The sequence below is a fragment of the Limnohabitans sp. Hippo4 genome (assembly GCF_003063605.1).
Lineage (GTDB): Bacteria > Pseudomonadota > Gammaproteobacteria > Burkholderiales > Burkholderiaceae_C > Limnohabitans_A.
On record NZ_NESE01000005.1, the window covers coordinates 24,504 to 40,476 of the forward strand.

Genomic DNA, 15,973 nt, shown 5'->3' on the forward strand with positions numbered 1-15,973 from the left:
GTGATGGCTCAACTTGGCGGTGGCACCTGAAAAGGAACATCTCCATGGCGCCGTCTCAAATTGCGCGCATTTTTGGGGTCTTGGGCCTGGTGACGCTGCTGATTGGAACCGCCTTCTTTTGGGCGGGCGCCCATTACATCCTGCCTTTTTCGATGGTTGAAATTGCGGCTCTGCTCATCGCATTCATCTACAACGCCATTCATGCCAACGACTACGAGTCCTTGATTTTGTCTGACAACTTTGTTCACATCGAAAGCAAAATAGGACTTCAAACCAAACAAGTTCAGATGGCAAGGTACTTAACCCGTGTGGACACTGACAGTCTCAAAAATGAACTGATTGAGTTGCGGCAAGGCCAACAATCCACGTATTTTGGTCAATTCATTCACGCCAATTTACGGCCTTTGCTGGCCCAACAAATTTCTAGCCGCATGCAATTTCCTCAAACTGTCCATCAAGCGGTGATGTCTGTCTAAGCCTTCCAGTTTCATGCTGGTGGGTGTCAGGCCATTGAAACGCACACTGCCGTTCACTGAACCCAAGACGGCATCCATGCGCGCATCGCCAAACATGCGGCGAAAGTTGTGTTCGTAGTTGGCCATTTCAAGGTCTGGGTCCAGAGACACTTCTAGCGCCACATTCAGGGCTTGGTAAAACAGCTTGCGTTCAACGGTGTTGTCGTTGTACTGCAAGAAAGCACCCACCAACTCCTGCGCGGCATCCAGTTGTTTCAAGGCCAAGTTGATCAGCAGCTTTAGCTCCAGCACCGTCAGCTGACCCCATTCAGTGTTTTCATCAAACTCAATGCCAATGAGCGTGGCAATGTCGGCGTACTCGTCCAGCTCGTTGTTTTCCAAACGGTCTAGCAGCGCAGCCAAGCTTTTGTCGCTCAAGCGGTGCAGGTTCAAAATATCTTCACGAAACAACAAGGCTTTGTTGGTGTTGTCCCAAATCAAATCCTCGATGGGATAGATTTCAGAATACCCTGGCACCAAAATTCGACACGCCATCGAGCCCAGTTGATCATGCACGGTGGTGTAAACCTCTTTGCCCATGCTTTGCAAGATGCCAAACAAGCTGGCAGCTTCGTCGGCATTGGCTGTGGCGCCCTGGCCTGCAAAGTTCCACTCTACAAATTCGTAATCTGGCTTAGCACTAAAGAAGCGCCAAGACACAATGCCGCTAGAGTCGATGAAGTGCTCTACAAAGTTGTAGGGCTCGGTCACGGCATTGCTCTCAAAGGTGGGCGGTGGCAAATCGTTCAAGCCTTCAAAGCTGCGGCCTTGAAGGAGCTCTGTCAGACTGCGCTCCAAGGCCACTTCCATGCTGGGATGTGCGCCAAAGGAGGCAAACACACCGCCTGTGCGAGGGTTCATCAAAGTAACGCACATCACGGGATACACACCGCCCAGTGAGGCGTCTTTCACCAACACGGGAAAGCCTTGCGCTTCAAGGCCTTGAATGCCCGCCATGATGCTGGGATATTTGGCCAGCACTTCAGGGGGCACATCGGGCAAGCAAATTTCGCCTTCCAAAATTTCTTTCTTCACCGCGCGTTCAATAATTTCCGACAAGCATTGCACTTGCGCTTCGGCCAAAGTGTTGCCTGCGCTCATGCCGTTGCTGACAAACAGGTTCTCGACCAAGTTGGATGGGAAGTACACCATTTGCTGGTCTGATTGCCTAACGAAAGGCAGCGAACAAATACCGCGCGCCACATTGCCAGAATTGGTGTCGATCAAGTGCGAGCCCTTGAGTTCGCCATCGGGGTTGTAAATGCTGAGACAGTACGGGTCCAGAATTTCTTTGGGCAGCGCATCCTTCTTACCGGGTTTGAACCATTTCTCGTTCGGGTAATGCACAAACTCTGCATTGGCCAATTCTTCGCCCCAAAAAGCACCCGCGTAAAAATGGTTGTTGTTCAGACGCTCGATGTACTCGCCCAAGGCAGAAGCCAATGCGCTTTCTTTGGTAGCGCCTTTGCCATTGGTAAAGCACATAGGTGAATGCGCATCGCGAATGTGCAACGACCACACATTGGGAATGATGTTGCGCCACGAGGCAATTTCAATCTTGATGCCGAGGTCGGCCAAGACGCCCGACATGTTGGCAATGGTTTGCTCCAAGGGCAGATCTTTGCCCAAAATGAAGGTGCAGCTTTGGGCATCAGGCTTGAGGCTGAGCAAGGCTTGAGCGTCTTCATCCAAGTTGGCCACTTCTTCGATGACAAATTCAGGGCCTTCTTGCACCACTTTTTTAACGGTACAGCGCTCAATGGAATTAAGGATGCCACGTCGGTCTACTTCCGAAATGTCAGGTGGCAGCTGCACCTGAATTTTGAAGATTTGCTTGTAGCGGTTTTCGGGATCAACAATGTTGTTTTGCGAAAGTCGCATGTGCTCAGTGGAAATGTTGCGGGTGTCGCAATACAGCTTCACAAAGTAGGCAGCGCACAAAGCAGAGGAAGCCAGAAAGTAGTCGAACGGGCCAGGTGCTGAGCCATCACCTTTGTAGCGAATGGGCTGGTCGGCGATGACCGTGAAATCATCAAACTTGGCTTCTAGGCGAAGTTTGTCGAGAAAATTGACCTTGATTTCCATGGCGAGAGAGGCGTTGGCAGCATTTGCACTTGTCTGTAAATATGAAGAACAAGAGCGAACTTTCTCCTCCACGCGGACCTTGAGTATAGGCAAAGGGGCCCTGTTGAAGGGGGGAAAAGTCCATTTAATAAGCATGCTTACTATCTTGACAGAAATTAATAAGCACAGTTATTATTTCGGCTGTGGCCTCGACTGGCCAGACAAATTTGCAATTTAGGAGCACCAGAATGCAGTTTTACAAAGATGGTTTCAGAGGCGGCAGCCCCGATATCAAGCAAGCAGCCCCCAACCGCCGAAACCGAGGTGCTAACGAGCCCATGCCGGAAAAAGTCGATGTGCTGATTTCTGGCACCGGCCCTGCAGGCCTCTGCTTGGCCGCCCAACTGGCCCAGTTCCCTGAAATTGACACCATGATTGTGGAGCGCATGCCCGCCAACATCATCAAGGGCAAAGCCGACGGCATCAACACGCGCACCATGGAAATGTTCCAAGCCTTTGGCTTTGCCGACAAGGTCAAGCGCGAAACTTATTGGGTCAATCAGACGGCTTTCTGGATGCCCGACCCTGCCAACCCTGCGCACATCAAGCGCGTAGGGCGCGTGCAAGACGTGGCCGATGACAGCTCGGAAATGCCCCACATCTTGATCAACCAAGCGCGTTTGCACGAGTTGTTTTTAGAAGTGATGCAAAACTCACCCTCTCGCTTGGCGCCCGACTATGGCTGGGAAGTTTTAAGCTTGACCGTAGACCCCACCACAGAAGACCACCCCGTCACGGTTGTGCTGAAAGATTCTACCGGCCTGAATTGGGGCGCCACCAAAACTGTCCGCGCCAACTATGTGGTGGGCTGCGACGGCGCACACTCTTCTGTGCGCAAAGCCATTGGCGGTGTGTTGCATGGCGATGCGGCGCACCAAGCTTGGGGCGTGATGGACATTCTGGCCAATACCGATTTTCCGGACATCCGTCAAAAGTGTTTGATCTCTTCTGCCAACGAAGGCAATATTTTGGTCTTGCCACGCGAAGGTGGCTATGTGTTCCGCATGTATGTAGAGCTCGACAAATTGCGCCCTGACGAAAAAGCAGCGCAGAAAAAATTCACGCAAGACGACATGATTGCTGCGGCCAATCGCATCATCAAGCCTTACTCACTGGACGTGAAAGAAGTGGTGTGGTGGTCAATTTATGACATTGGCCACAGCCTGACCGATAAATTTGACGATGTTGGCGATGACACTGGCCGCAACCCCCACGTGTTTGTGGCGGGTGACGCATGCCACACCCACTCCCCCAAAGCAGGTCAAGGCATGAACGTGTCGATGCAAGACACGTTCAACCTGGGATGGAAACTGATTCATGTGTTGCAGGGCCGTGCGAATCCAAGCTTGTTGCGCAGCTACTCCTATGAACGCATGACCGAAGCCAAGCGCTTGGTCGATACCGATCACAAATGGTCGCGCGTGATGTCGGCGCCCACCACACAAGCCGAACGTGATGGCACGGAAGAGCCACGCATCATTCGCCAGTTCAAGGACAACTTGGAGTTCACAGGCGGCACAGCGGTGAAGTACGACAAGTCATATCTCTTTGCCGACAGCCCGCACCAAGCGCTGGCCACCGGCGAGGAAATTGGCCGTCGCTTTCACTCAGCACCTGTGGTGCGCGTGTCCGATGCCAAGCAAATGCAATTGGGCCACGTGGCGGAAGCCGATGCGCGTTGGCGCATTTACGCGTTTGCAGGCAAGGCAGACACATCCACTGCAGGTTCGGCCATTCACAAATTGTCAGATTGGCTAGAAACCAATCCCAATTCGCCTGTACTGAAGCACACCCGCAAAGGGGAAGACATTGACGCCGTGATTGATTTCCGCGCAGTGTTTCAACAAACCTTTGACCAAATGGCTTACGAAAAGATGCCTTCTTTGCTGAAGCCCAAAACAGGCAAGCTGGGTTTGCAAGACTACGAAAAAGTCTTCTGTGTGGACCACAAAGGACTGGGCGACATCTTTGACATGCGCGGCATCAACCGTGAAAAAGGCTGCATGATTGTGGTGCGGCCTGACCAATATGTGGCGAACGTTTTACCACTCGATGCGTATGACGAGCTGTCGGCCTACTTTGCAGGCATTCTCAGTTAAGTCATTTGCAATCGCACGCTAAACTCTTCGGATGAACACAACACATCCGGAAGTAACTTCAGAGGCACCACAAGCCGTGAGCTTTTGGCAGGCTCTGAGGTTCTGGTTCAAGTTGGGCTTCATCAGCTTTGGCGGGCCAGCAGGCCAAATAGCCATCATGCACGAAGAGCTGGTGGTACGCAGGCGTTGGTTGTCAGAAAAACGCTTTCTGCACGCCCTCAACTACTGCATGGTCCTGCCCGGCCCCGAAGCTCAACAGCTGGCCACCTACATCGGCTGGTTGATGCACAAGACACGCGGTGGCATCGCTGCCGGCGCGTTGTTTGTTTTGCCTTCGCTGTTCATGATGATCGGCTTGTCTTGGCTCTATATTGCGTTTGGCCACGTCACGTGGGTGGCAGGTATGTTCTACGGTATCAAGCCTGCTGTGACGGCCATCGTGGTGCAGGCGGCGCATCGCATTGGTTCAAGAGCCTTGAAAAATAATTTTTTAATTGCCATTGCGGCTGCCAGCTTTGTGGCCATCTTTGCACTGAATGTACCCTTCCCAATCATCGTTTTATTTGCAGCGCTTGTTGGCTTGATCGGCGGTCGCATGTCTCCCACTTCTTTCAGTGCAAGTGGTGGACACGCCACCGTGCAATCATCCTTTGGCCCTGCCTTGATTGACGATGACACGCCCACACCACCACATGCGTTGTTCACTTGGAATCGCCTGATGAAGGTGATGTGGGTCGGTGCTGCGCTGTGGGCATTGCCCATGGCTTTTATGGCGATGCAACACGGTTGGGATCACACCTGGACGCAGATGAGTTGGTTCTTCACCAAAGCCGCCCTGCTGACATTTGGCGGTGCCTATGCAGTACTACCGTATGTGTACCAAGGTGCCGTCGAACAGTTTGGCTGGGTGACTGCCACGCAAATGATGGATGGCTTGGCCTTAGGTGAAACCACCCCGGGGCCGCTCATCATGGTGGTGGCTTTCGTAGGTTTTGTGGGCGGCTATGTCAAAGCAATCTTAGGGCCCGACAGTTTGTTCTTAGCAGGTGCACTGGCCGCAACACTGGTCACATGGTTTACGTTTTTGCCCTCCTTCGTTTTCATTTTGGCGGGTGGCCCTTTTGTGGAAAGTACGCACAACGATTTGAAATTCACCGCACCATTGACGGCCATCACAGCCGCAGTGGTGGGTGTGATCTTGAATTTAGCCTTGTTCTTTGGCTATCACACGTTGTGGCAGCAAGGATTTGCTGGATCACTGGACATTGCTTCTGCGCTCATTGCACTGGTTGCCGCCATTGCGCTTTTTAAATACAAACGCAATGTGATGCATGTCATTGGTGTTTGTGGCCTTCTTGGTATTCTCATCAAACTGTGGTTATAGGATACATCTCCAAGGCGACAGCAAACTCTCGATTCCAGCGTTAATCTCTGCCGTTTTCCCCTACAGGTATCGCATGACCAAAGAATTTGACATCGTGGTGCACGGCGCCACTGGCTTTACAGGCCGCCTCATCGCCGAGTATTTGTTAACCCGCGCTGAAACAGGTCTCACGTGGGCCATGGGCGGTCGCAGTTTAGACAAGCTTCAAGCCGTGCGCGACGAAATTGGCGCACCCGCTTCCACGCCTTTGGTGGTGATTGAAAGCAGCGACGAAGCGTCTTTGAAATCACTGATGTCTCGCACGCGTTTGGTCATCTCTGCTGTCGGCCCCTACCAACTGTATGGCAACGAATTGGTCAAAGCCTGCGCCGAATCGGGGGTGGACTATGTCGACTTGTGCGGCGAGCCTGCATGGATGCGTCACATGATTGACCAGTACCAAGCAGCTGCCGAAAAAAGTGGCGCACGACTGGTCTTCTCTTGCGGCTTCGACTCCAGCCCTTTCGACTTGGGTGTGTTCATGGCGCAAGACGAAATGACCAAACGCTTTGGTAAACCTGCACCGCGTGTGCGCGGCCGTGTTCGCAAAATGAAGGGCACATTCTCCGGCGGTACGGCAGCCAGCTTCAAGGCCACCATGGCTGCTGCTGCCACACAGCCTGGCGTCATTGACTTGCTCAAGAACCCATTCTCACTCACGCCTGGTTTTGAAGGTCCTAAACAACCCACTGGTCACAAGCCTATGTTGGACGAAGTGATGGGCGTATGGGTTGCGCCCTTCATCATGGCCACCATCAACACCCGCAACGTGCACCGCTCCAACTTTTTGTTGAACCATGTGTGGGGCTCCGACTTTGTGTACGACGAAATGATCGTGACGGGCCCTGGCGAAAAAGGCGAAGCCATTGCCAACGCCATTGCGCAAGACAAGAGCATGAGCGAAGACAAACTCAAACCCGGCGAAGGCCCGTCCAAAGCCGAGCGCGAAGCAGGCAGCTACGACGTGTTGTTCATTGCCACCAACGAACAAGGCCAATCGGTGCAGGTTGGCGTGAAAGGCGACCGTGACCCCGGCTACGGTAGCACCTCCAAAATGATTGCTGAGGCCGCCATCTGTTTGTTGAAAGATGCCACTGAAACCAAGGGCGGATTCTGGACGCCCGCATCAGCGATGGGGCACGCACTCATCGCACGTTTGCAGTCGCATGCGGGCCTGACATTTAGCGTGGAATAAGCGCCACACCACAAGGACTTGCGTGATGAGGTCACGCATATTCTGCTTAAGGGTTGAGTTCCATGGCCGAAGGTAAAAATCCCTTCAAGCTGTGAACGCCTGTGGCAAACAAGATGGCATTGACAGTGGCTTGGGCCGTGGCCTCAGCCGCCATCACTGTCAGCAGCATCATGTCGGCGGGACCAGTTTCTGCGCAAGTGGCCATGGCGAACAAGGTGTCGCCATCCAAGGTGGTGTGGGCTGGCCTGATGCTTCGGGCAAAGCCGTCGTGGGCACTCATGGCCAAACGCTTGGCTTGGGCTTTGGTCAACGTGGCATTGGTGGCCACGATGCCAATGCTGGTGTTGGTGCCGGGCATGGGCGTGGCGGCTGTTTGACCCGCCAACAAGGCTTGCTGCGTGTTCAACAAACGGGTGCCATCTGCAGTTCTAGCGCCTGCCAATACTTGTCCTGTTGCAGGATCGATCACATCGCCCACCGCATTGCAGGCCACCATGGCACCCACTTGCCAAGGCCCCACCCGCACCAGCGCATGACCGATGCCGCCTTTCATGGCACGCTGTAATCCAAACAACTTTCCCACTGCTGCGCCCGCGCCCGCGCCCACATTGCCCGACATAGGCGGCACCATGGAACGCATGGCGCTGGCTGTCAAAGGTTTTTGATACAGGGCGTCTTCACAAGCGGCATAGCCTGCCGCCGCATCAGGTCGAATTTTGGCGTTGTCACCTTCGCGCACCATGGGCAAATCGAACAACACCGCAGCCGGCACAATGGGCACACAGCCATGACCCGTTTGAAAGCCCATGTTGCGCTCATCTAGCCAGCGCATGACACCACTGGCTGCGTCCAAACCAAAGGCACTGCCGCCCGACAGCAAGACCGCATGCACTTTGTCGACCAGGTTGCTGGGGTCGAGTAAATCGGTTTCGCGGGTGCCGGGTGCCGCACCGCGCACGTCCACCCCCCCAATGGCACCTTGCGGCGCCAGAACCACGGAACAACCCGTTAAGCGCTGGCCGGAGGTAAAGTGGCCAATGTGCAATCCGGCAATGTCTGCAATGCTGCCGTAATGCGGGTTGGCTCTTTCACTCAAACGGGTGATTACAATGTTCTGAGATGTCATTTGAAACCCTTTTATCAATGCCCCTGTTCTTGCTTGCCGACACGGCAAATGAAACACAGACTCTGAAGACACAAGGATAACGCGTGTCGTCATTTGTGCTCCAACGCTTGCTCAGTTTTTTCGTCACGTTGGCGGTTACCTCGGTCGTGGTGTTCGGGGTGCTGGAATGGTTGCCCGGCAATGCGGCACAGGTCATTTTGGGCGAAACAGCCACCCCCGAATCTTTGGCGGCCATGGAAGAAAAGTTGGGATTGAACCAACCCGCCCTCAACCGCTATCTGCAATGGACAGGCGGTTTGCTGCAAGGCCAATCAGGCATCAGCATTTCCTACGACACACCCACCGCCGTGCTCATGATGGAGCGCATGCACGTCACTTTGCCCTTGGCCGTGATGGCCATGAGCCTGACGGTGCTGATGGCTTTGTGCCTGGGACTTTATGCCGCCTCCAAACAAAACACCGCGGGTGATGTGGGCGTGATGACCCTCAGCCAAATCGGTTTGGCTTTGCCCAATTTTTGGTTGGCCATTTTGCTCATCTTGCTGTTTGCGGTGCAATTGCAATGGGTCAGTGCTGGCGGATTTCCGGGATGGTCGGAAGAAGATGGCGGAGGTTTGTGGGCTGGATTTTCTGCATTGCTTTTGCCCGCCATGGCGCTGGCCGCAGTGCAAACCGCCATTCTGACGCGCGTGACCCGTTCGGCCGTGATTGAGGCCATGTCGGAAGACTATGTCCGCACTGCAAGGGCCAAAGGCTTGTCCAAACAACAAGTTCTGTGGGGCCATGTGCTGCGCAATGCCATGATTCCCGTGGTCACCGTGATGGGTTTGCAGTTTGGCAACCTGATCACCAGCGCCATCGTGATTGAAAACGTGTTTGTGTTGCCAGGTATTGGCCGCTTGATTTTCCAAGCCATTGCCAACCGCGATTTGATTGTGGTGCGCGATGTGGTCATGCTGCTATCGGCCATGGTCATCTTGATCAATTTTTTAATTGACTTGTTGTATGCCTGGATTGATCCGCGTTTGAAGTCAGGCGGGGCTGACGCATGAAGCGTGCATTCAAGCATCCCAGCTTTGTGGCAGGCGCCATTTTGGTCACGCTCTTGGTGACGAGCGCCATCGTTTCTTTGTTCTGGTCGCCCTACCCGGTGGGCGACATCGACATTCCCAACAAATTGGCCAAAGCCAGCGCGCAGCATTGGTTTGGCACAGACAGCTTAGGCCGCGACATCGCTTCGCTGTTGTTGGTGGGCAGTCAAAACTCTTTGTTGGTGGGTTTCATCGCCGTGGGCATTGGCCTGGGTTTTGGCGTTCCACTGGGCCTTTTGGCCTCTGCCAAGCGCGGCTGGACTGAAGAAGTGGTGATGCGCGCTGCCGACTTTACGTTTGCATTTCCCGCCTTGCTTTCGGCCATTTTGCTAACGTCCATTTATGGCCCAGGCTTGGTGGTCAGCATCACAGCCATCGGCATCTTCAACATTCCAGTGTTTGCACGCATCACGCGCGGTGCTGCCAACGCAGTGTGGTCACGCGACTACACCTTGGCCGCTAGAGCCGCCGGCAAAACCAAATGGGCCATCACGTGGGAGCATGTGCTGCCCAATGTGGCCAGCGTGCTGATTGTGCAAGTCACGGTGCAATTTGCCATCGCCATCTTGGCCGAAGCGGCTTTGTCGTATTTGGGTTTGGGCACGCAGCCCCCCAATCCCAGCTGGGGTCGCATGCTGAACGAAGCGCAATCGCAAATGTTCCAAGCCCCCATGTTGGCGGTGTACCCAGGCGTGGCCATTGCCTTGGCCGTGTTGGGTCTGAACTTGATGGGCGACGGTCTGCGTGACCTGCTCGATCCACGTTTGTCGAGGGCGCGATAAGCCATTCACATGAACATGTCTCGCAACGCCCCCCCTTTGCTGTCTGTCCGCGATTTGCGCGTGGCCCTGCAAACCTCGCATGGCCATGTCGAAGCTTTGCGCGGTGTAAATTTTGAAATGCAAAGGGGCGACACGCTCGGTTTGATTGGCGAGAGCGGCTGCGGAAAATCGCTCACCGCCTTGGCGGTGATGGGCTTGTTGCCAGAGCGCGCCAAAGTTTCGGGCGCCATCCATTTGAATGGCACCGACCTCACACAACTGAACGAATCCGACTTGTGCGAAATGCGCGGTGCGCGCATGGCCATGATTTTTCAGGAGCCCATGACAGCGCTCAATCCATTGCATCCCATTTGGAAGCAAATTGCCGAGCCCCTTCAATTACATCAAGGCATGGACTTAAGCCGCGCGAAAGCACGTGCCCTTGAATTGCTAGAACGTGTGCAATTGCCACGCGCCAAAGAGCGGCTCGACGCTTACCCGCACCAACTCTCGGGTGGCCAGCGGCAACGCGTGATGATTTCCATTGCACTCGCATGTCAACCCGATCTCTTGATTGCCGACGAACCCACCACAGCACTTGATGTCACAGTGCAAAAAGAAGTGCTGAATTTGATTCGCCAACTGGTGGCTGAAGACGGTATGGGCTTGCTGTTGATCAGCCACGACTTGGGCCTCATGCGTGATCAAGTGGACCGTGTCATGGTGATGTATGGCGGTGCGGTGGTTGAAAGCGCCAGCACGGAGGCTCTGTTTGAAAAACGTGCGCATCCCTACACGCAAGGTCTGTTTGCAGCACGTCCGCAGCTGGGCTTAAAACGCGGCACAAGGCTTCAAACCATTCCAGGCAATGTGCCTGATATTTTCAATTGGCCGCAAGGCTGTGCATTTGCAGACCGTTGCCCTTATGTGCAAACCAGCTGCCGCCAGTCGTTGCCGCAGCTTGAACAGGTCCCCAACCCAACGCAAGCAGAAGGTTTGCCTGCTGCGTCTGCACACTGGGTGCGCTGCCCCCAATGGCAACACTTGGAGGTGGCCGTATGAGCAACCCGTCATCCTTGTTGTTAGACGTTCAACACGTCAGCCAACAATACACATTGCCCAAGCCTTCTTTGTTTGCCAAAGCGGGCCACATTCAAGCCTTGAACGATGTGAGTTTTCAACTCCGGGCTGGCCAAAGTTTGGGCATTGTGGGCGAGTCGGGTTCTGGCAAATCGACGCTGGCCCGTTTGGTCATGGCCTTGGAAAAACCAACGCAGGGCAAGGTGGTCTTCAAAGGGCAAGATCTGAACGCCTTGAGTGCCGATCAATTGCGCGCAGCGCGCAGTGATTTTCAAATGGTCTTTCAAGACCCCTATGGCTCGCTCGATCCACGTCAAAAGGTTTTGCGCATTGTGTCCGAGCCGCTGCACAGCACCTTGAACAGCGGCTCAGGGAAATCACTGAGCTCGCAAGATTTGAAAGACCGGGCGGCGCAAGCACTGACCGAAGTGGGTTTGCGCGCCTCTGACCTCGACAAATACCCCCATGAATTCTCGGGCGGCCAGCGTCAACGCATTGCCATTGCCCGGGCACTCATCACCAGGCCCTCTTTGATTGTGGCCGACGAACCGGTCAGCGCCTTGGACGTGTCCGTGCAAGCCCAGGTTTTGAACCTCATGATGGACCTGCAAGACCGGCTTGGTTTGAGTTACCTATTTGTCAGCCATGATCTTGCGGTTGTGAACCTGATGTGCGACGATGTGCTCGTTTTGCAGCACGGTCACGTGGTGGAAGCCGGTGCATCCGAAGCCATCTTTCAACATGCACAGCATCCCTACACGCAAGCATTGCTTGCGGCCATCCCTGGCCATGCAGCATCCGCCCATTTGCATTCCGCCTAATTTTTGATGAAGGAGTTTTTCATGACACAAGCACCTCGTTCAACGCGTCGTCAGTTGGGCCAATTTGGCCTGGCCCTGATTGCTGCGGCCAGCATGATTCTCGTCAACCCTGCGGCACAGGCCCAGTCCAAAAAAGACAGCGCCGTGATTGGCATGATTTTGGAGCCCACCAGCCTTGACCCCACCACTGCGCCTGCTGCGGCCATTGGTGAAGTGGTGCACTACAACATCTTGGAAGGCCTCACCAAAATCAATGTCGACGGTTCCGTCACGCCATTACTGGCCGAAAGTTGGACGATGGACGCTGACGGCAAAGCCTTCACCTTCAAATTGCGCAAAGGCGTCAAGTTTCAAGACGGCTCACCCTTTGATTCATCGGCTGTGAAATTCAGCTTTGAGCGCGCCAAAGCCGAAAAGAGCACCAACAAAGCCAAGGGTGCTGTCTTTAACAACATTTCGCACATTTCTACACCCGATGCCCACACGGTAGTGTTAGTTCTCACCAATCCCGATGGCAATTTCTTGTTCCGCATGGGCGAGAATACTGCCGTCATCTTGCACCCCAACTCAGCCGATGCGGCGGCCACCAAGCCCATCGGCACTGGCCCTTACAAATTGGACAACTGGGCCAAGGGCACTGCTGTGACTTTGACCAAGTGGGATGGCTACCGCGATGCGGCCAACGTCAAACTGAAAAAAGTCACCTTCCGTTTCATCAACGATTCGTCTGCACAAGTGGCTGCTTTGTTGGCCGGTGACATCGATGGCATGCCCCGCTTCCAATCGCCCCAAAGCTTGAAGCAGTTCCAAACCGACAAGCGCTTTGTGGTCGAGTTGGGCAGCACGGCCGGCAAGGGCATCATGACCATCAACAACAAAAAGAAACCGTTTGATGATGTGCGTGTTCGTCGCGCCTTGTCACATGCCATCGACAAGAAGGCATTCATTGACGGCGTGTTCGAAGGCTTGGCCAAACCCATTGGCAGCCACATGGCACCCACCGATGCGGGTTATGTGGACCTCACAGGCCAATATGCTTTCGATCCAGAAAAAGCCAAGGCTTTGCTGAAAGAAGCTGGCGTTCAAACGCCTCTGAACGTCACACTCACCCTGCCTCCCCCACCCTACGCCCGTAAAGGCGGCGAAATCTTGGCCGCCCAACTGGCCAAGGTGGGCATCGTGGCCAAAATTGAAAACGTGGAATGGGCACAGTGGCTTGGCGGCACCTTCAAAGGCAACTTTGACCTCACCGTCATCAACCACGTCGAGCCGCTCGATTACATGGCCTATGCCAACCCCAATTACTACTGGGGCTACGACAGCAAGGCCTTCCGTGACTTGGCTGCCAAGCACTCCGCCACCACAGGCGCCAAAGACCGTACCAAGTTGTTTGGCGACATGCAGCGCATGATTGCCAACGACGCTGTCAACGTCTTCTTGTTCAACGCCACCAACACCGCGGTGTACAAAAAAGGCTTGAAGGGCTTGTGGTCCAGCTCGCCTATTTTTGCCAACGACATGGCGGCTGTTTCCTGGAATTGATGCATGAAGATTTTGGTGACGGGTGGCACCGGTTACATTGGCAGCCACACTTGCGTGCAGTTGATCGACAAAGGCTGGCAACCCGTCATCTTGGATTCACTGGTCAATTCCAAAGTCAGTGTCATTGATCGAATTGAAAGCATCACTGGGCATCGCCCGCCCTTCATTCAGGGCGATGTGCGTGATGCTGACTTGCTCGGCAAGCTTCTTTTAGAACACGGCATCGAGGCTGTGATTCACTTCGCTGGTTTGAAAGCCGTTGGTGAATCTGTTGCGCAACCCCTGCGCTATTACGACAACAATGTGCACGGCAGCGTGGTGCTGATGCAAGTCATGCAACAGTGCGGCGTTAAAACGATGGTCTTCAGTTCATCGGCCACGGTCTATGGCCATTCATCTGCGCCACCTTGGAACGAACAAGTGCCCACCTCGCCAGCCAATCCGTATGGCCGAAGCAAACTCATGGTGGACCACATCATGGCCGATGTGGCTGCGGCTGACGCAACATGCGCCATGACTTCTTTACGGTATTTCAATCCAGTAGGGGCCCATCCCAGTGGGCAAATGGGCGAAGACCCGCAAGGTGTTCCCAACAACCTCATGCCCTATTTGTCACAAGTGGCCGTTGGCCGCCGTGAGGCGCTCCAAATTTATGGCAAGGACTACAACACCCCAGATGGCACTGGCGTACGTGATTACATTCACGTGAACGATTTGGCAAAAGGCCATGTGGCAGCCTTGGCCTATTCGCATGAACGCCCTGGCCATCACGTGTTCAACTTGGGCAGTGGCATCGGCCACAGTGTGTTGGACATGTTGCATGCCTTTGGAAAAGCTTGTGGCCGGGATTTGCCTTACAACTTCGCGCCGCGTAGGTCGGGCGACCTCGATGCCTATTGGGCGGACCCGCAACACGCGCTCAACACGCTGGGTTGGCAAGTTGAAAAAACCATCGACGACATGTGCCAAGACACCTGGCGTTGGCAATCACAAAATCCCAACGGTTACCCTTAAAGACAGTCTTGCGGGGCTATGTGCAATGCACTCGCAACAAAGCTTTTTTTCAAACCCGGCAAGTTGAACCTCGAATGATCAAATCGGTGCTGACCACTTCAGAGTCGGAGTGACCTTCGCTGAACACTCGCATGAGGTTTTGCACCAAGGCAGCCCCCGCCAAATCCATCGGCTGACGAATAGTGGTGAGTGGCGGGTAGGTGTGCTCGGCCATGCCAATGTCGTCATAGCCCACCACGCTCACATCTTGCGGAATGCGCAGGCCCGCTTGGGTGAAGGCGCCCATGGCGGTGATCGCCAACAAATCACTGGCTGCGAACAGCGCATCAAAGGCTAATTTCTTTTGCAAGAAAACTTTGATGTCTTCTCTGGCCTCCGCCACTGTGAAGGGGGATGGAATGTAGAGCTCTGGCGCGATGGGCACTTTGTGCGCTTGATGAGCCTGCACATAGCCCGCATAGCGTTGCTGCGTTTCTGTTGCATGTTTGTCGCCCATGAAAACAATTCGTTTGCGGCCCAGACTCAGCAAATGGTTGGCGGCCAAAAAGCCGCCGTTGAAATTGTCGCCACCCACCGTGCAATACAACTGCCTTGGCAACTGACCGCCCCACACCACGAAGGGAATTTGTCGGCGCGCCAGCTCATTGAGTTTTTCGTGTTGGTCCCACTGGCCCACCACAATCAAACCGCCCACGCGGCCTGATTCATAAAGCTGTGCCAAGTCTTCCAAGTGATCTGCTGAAATGCGGGAGAAAAGCAAATCAAAATTTTGCTTGGTCAGTTGGTCCGCCAAATGACCGAGCATGGTCATGAAGAACGGATCGGTCACATCTTGGCGAATTTGGTCTTGGTAAGGAATCACCACACCAATGGTTCGATTCTCGCCAGAGCGTAAATTTTTAGCGCTCAGGTTGATGGTGTAGCTGAGCGACTTGGCCAAGTCGGCAATGCGTTGGCGCGTTTCTTCATTGATCAGTGGGCTGCCATTGAGCGCGCGCGAGACCGTCGAGGTCGACACACCCGCCAATCGGGCAATGTCGACCATCTGAATCTTCTTGTTGTCTGCGTCTGCTTTGGCCATAAAAACTGCAATGACTCCGGTTGCTTGACCCAAGTATAAGAAATGAATGCAAACGTTTGAAAAACTTCAATCGCCATGAAATCGACATGGTTTTTAACGCA

The 15,973-nt window shown here is 54.2% G+C and carries 13 protein-coding genes; 10 read left to right on the forward strand and 3 right to left on the reverse strand.

From position 1 onward, the window contains the following. Window positions 1–44 precede the first annotated feature (44 nt). Entirely contained in the window at window positions 45–476 is a 432-nt protein-coding gene (locus B9Z46_RS12475) for a DUF2244 domain-containing protein (protein ID WP_158268437.1), read from the forward strand. On the opposite strand, the gene B9Z46_RS12480 is transcribed toward B9Z46_RS12475, so the two are convergent. Beyond that, on the reverse strand, window positions 396–2,600 hold the full coding sequence (locus B9Z46_RS12480) for an OsmC domain/YcaO domain-containing protein (protein WP_108256955.1): 2,205 nt from the start codon (window positions 2,598–2,600) through the stop codon (window positions 396–398). The genes B9Z46_RS12475 and B9Z46_RS12480 overlap by 81 nt on opposite strands. Before the next feature lie 227 nt (window positions 2,601–2,827). Between B9Z46_RS12480 and B9Z46_RS12490 the strand changes: the two genes are divergently transcribed. From B9Z46_RS12490 to B9Z46_RS12500, 3 genes are all read left to right on the forward strand, one after another. After that, window positions 2,828–4,738, forward strand: coding sequence for an FAD-dependent monooxygenase (locus B9Z46_RS12490; protein WP_108256959.1), 1,911 nt, complete (start codon window positions 2,828–2,830; stop codon window positions 4,736–4,738). Between the two features lie 31 nt (window positions 4,739–4,769). Then, the gene (gene chrA / locus B9Z46_RS12495; RefSeq protein ID WP_108256961.1) at window positions 4,770–6,122 is read left to right on the forward strand and encodes a chromate efflux transporter; all 1,353 of its coding nucleotides are present in this window, start codon (window positions 4,770–4,772) and stop codon (window positions 6,120–6,122) included. A gap of 73 nt (window positions 6,123–6,195) precedes the next feature. Further along, window positions 6,196–7,356, forward strand: coding sequence for a trans-acting enoyl reductase family protein (locus B9Z46_RS12500; protein WP_108256963.1), 1,161 nt, complete (start codon window positions 6,196–6,198; stop codon window positions 7,354–7,356). A 46-nt stretch (window positions 7,357–7,402) separates the two neighbouring features. On the opposite strand, the gene B9Z46_RS12505 is transcribed toward B9Z46_RS12500, so the two are convergent. Further along, entirely contained in the window at window positions 7,403–8,482 is a 1,080-nt protein-coding gene (locus B9Z46_RS12505; protein WP_108256965.1) for a P1 family peptidase, read from the reverse strand. Window positions 8,483–8,565: 83 nt separating this feature from the next. Here B9Z46_RS12505 and B9Z46_RS12510 point away from each other — a divergent pair, with 83 nt between their 5' ends. The 6 genes from B9Z46_RS12510 to galE are packed head-to-tail and all read left to right on the forward strand — an operon-like array spanning window position 8,566 to window position 14,791. Further along, window positions 8,566–9,534 (forward strand): ABC transporter permease, encoded by a 969-nt coding sequence (locus tag B9Z46_RS12510; RefSeq protein ID WP_108256967.1) that lies wholly within the window; start codon window positions 8,566–8,568, stop codon window positions 9,532–9,534. Continuing rightward, window positions 9,531–10,355 carry an ABC transporter permease gene (locus tag B9Z46_RS12515; RefSeq protein ID WP_108256969.1) on the forward strand — a complete coding sequence of 275 codons (825 nt, stop codon included), beginning with the start codon at window positions 9,531–9,533 and terminating at the stop codon, window positions 10,353–10,355. The genes B9Z46_RS12510 and B9Z46_RS12515 overlap by 4 nt, the downstream gene beginning before the upstream one ends. A 9-nt stretch (window positions 10,356–10,364) precedes the next feature. Further along, a complete protein-coding gene (locus B9Z46_RS12520) occupies window positions 10,365–11,396 on the forward strand; it encodes an ABC transporter ATP-binding protein (RefSeq protein ID WP_369907450.1) in 1,032 nt (343 codons plus the stop codon). After that, window positions 11,393–12,235 carry an ATP-binding cassette domain-containing protein gene (locus B9Z46_RS12525; RefSeq protein ID WP_199220606.1) on the forward strand — a complete coding sequence of 281 codons (843 nt, stop codon included), beginning with the start codon at window positions 11,393–11,395 and terminating at the stop codon, window positions 12,233–12,235. The genes B9Z46_RS12520 and B9Z46_RS12525 overlap by 4 nt, the downstream gene beginning before the upstream one ends. A gap of 21 nt (window positions 12,236–12,256) precedes the next feature. Further along, the gene (locus B9Z46_RS12530; protein ID WP_108257110.1) at window positions 12,257–13,777 is read left to right on the forward strand and encodes an ABC transporter substrate-binding protein; all 1,521 of its coding nucleotides are present in this window, start codon (window positions 12,257–12,259) and stop codon (window positions 13,775–13,777) included. A gap of 3 nt (window positions 13,778–13,780) precedes the next feature. Then, a complete protein-coding gene (gene galE, locus B9Z46_RS12535) occupies window positions 13,781–14,791 on the forward strand; it encodes a UDP-glucose 4-epimerase GalE (protein ID WP_108256973.1) in 1,011 nt (336 codons plus the stop codon). Between the two features lie 49 nt (window positions 14,792–14,840). Here the strand turns inward: galE and B9Z46_RS12540 are convergent, their stop codons facing one another. Beyond that, entirely contained in the window at window positions 14,841–15,872 is a 1,032-nt protein-coding gene (locus B9Z46_RS12540; protein ID WP_055361577.1) for a LacI family DNA-binding transcriptional regulator, read from the reverse strand. Between the last annotated feature and the right edge of the window lie 101 nt (window positions 15,873–15,973).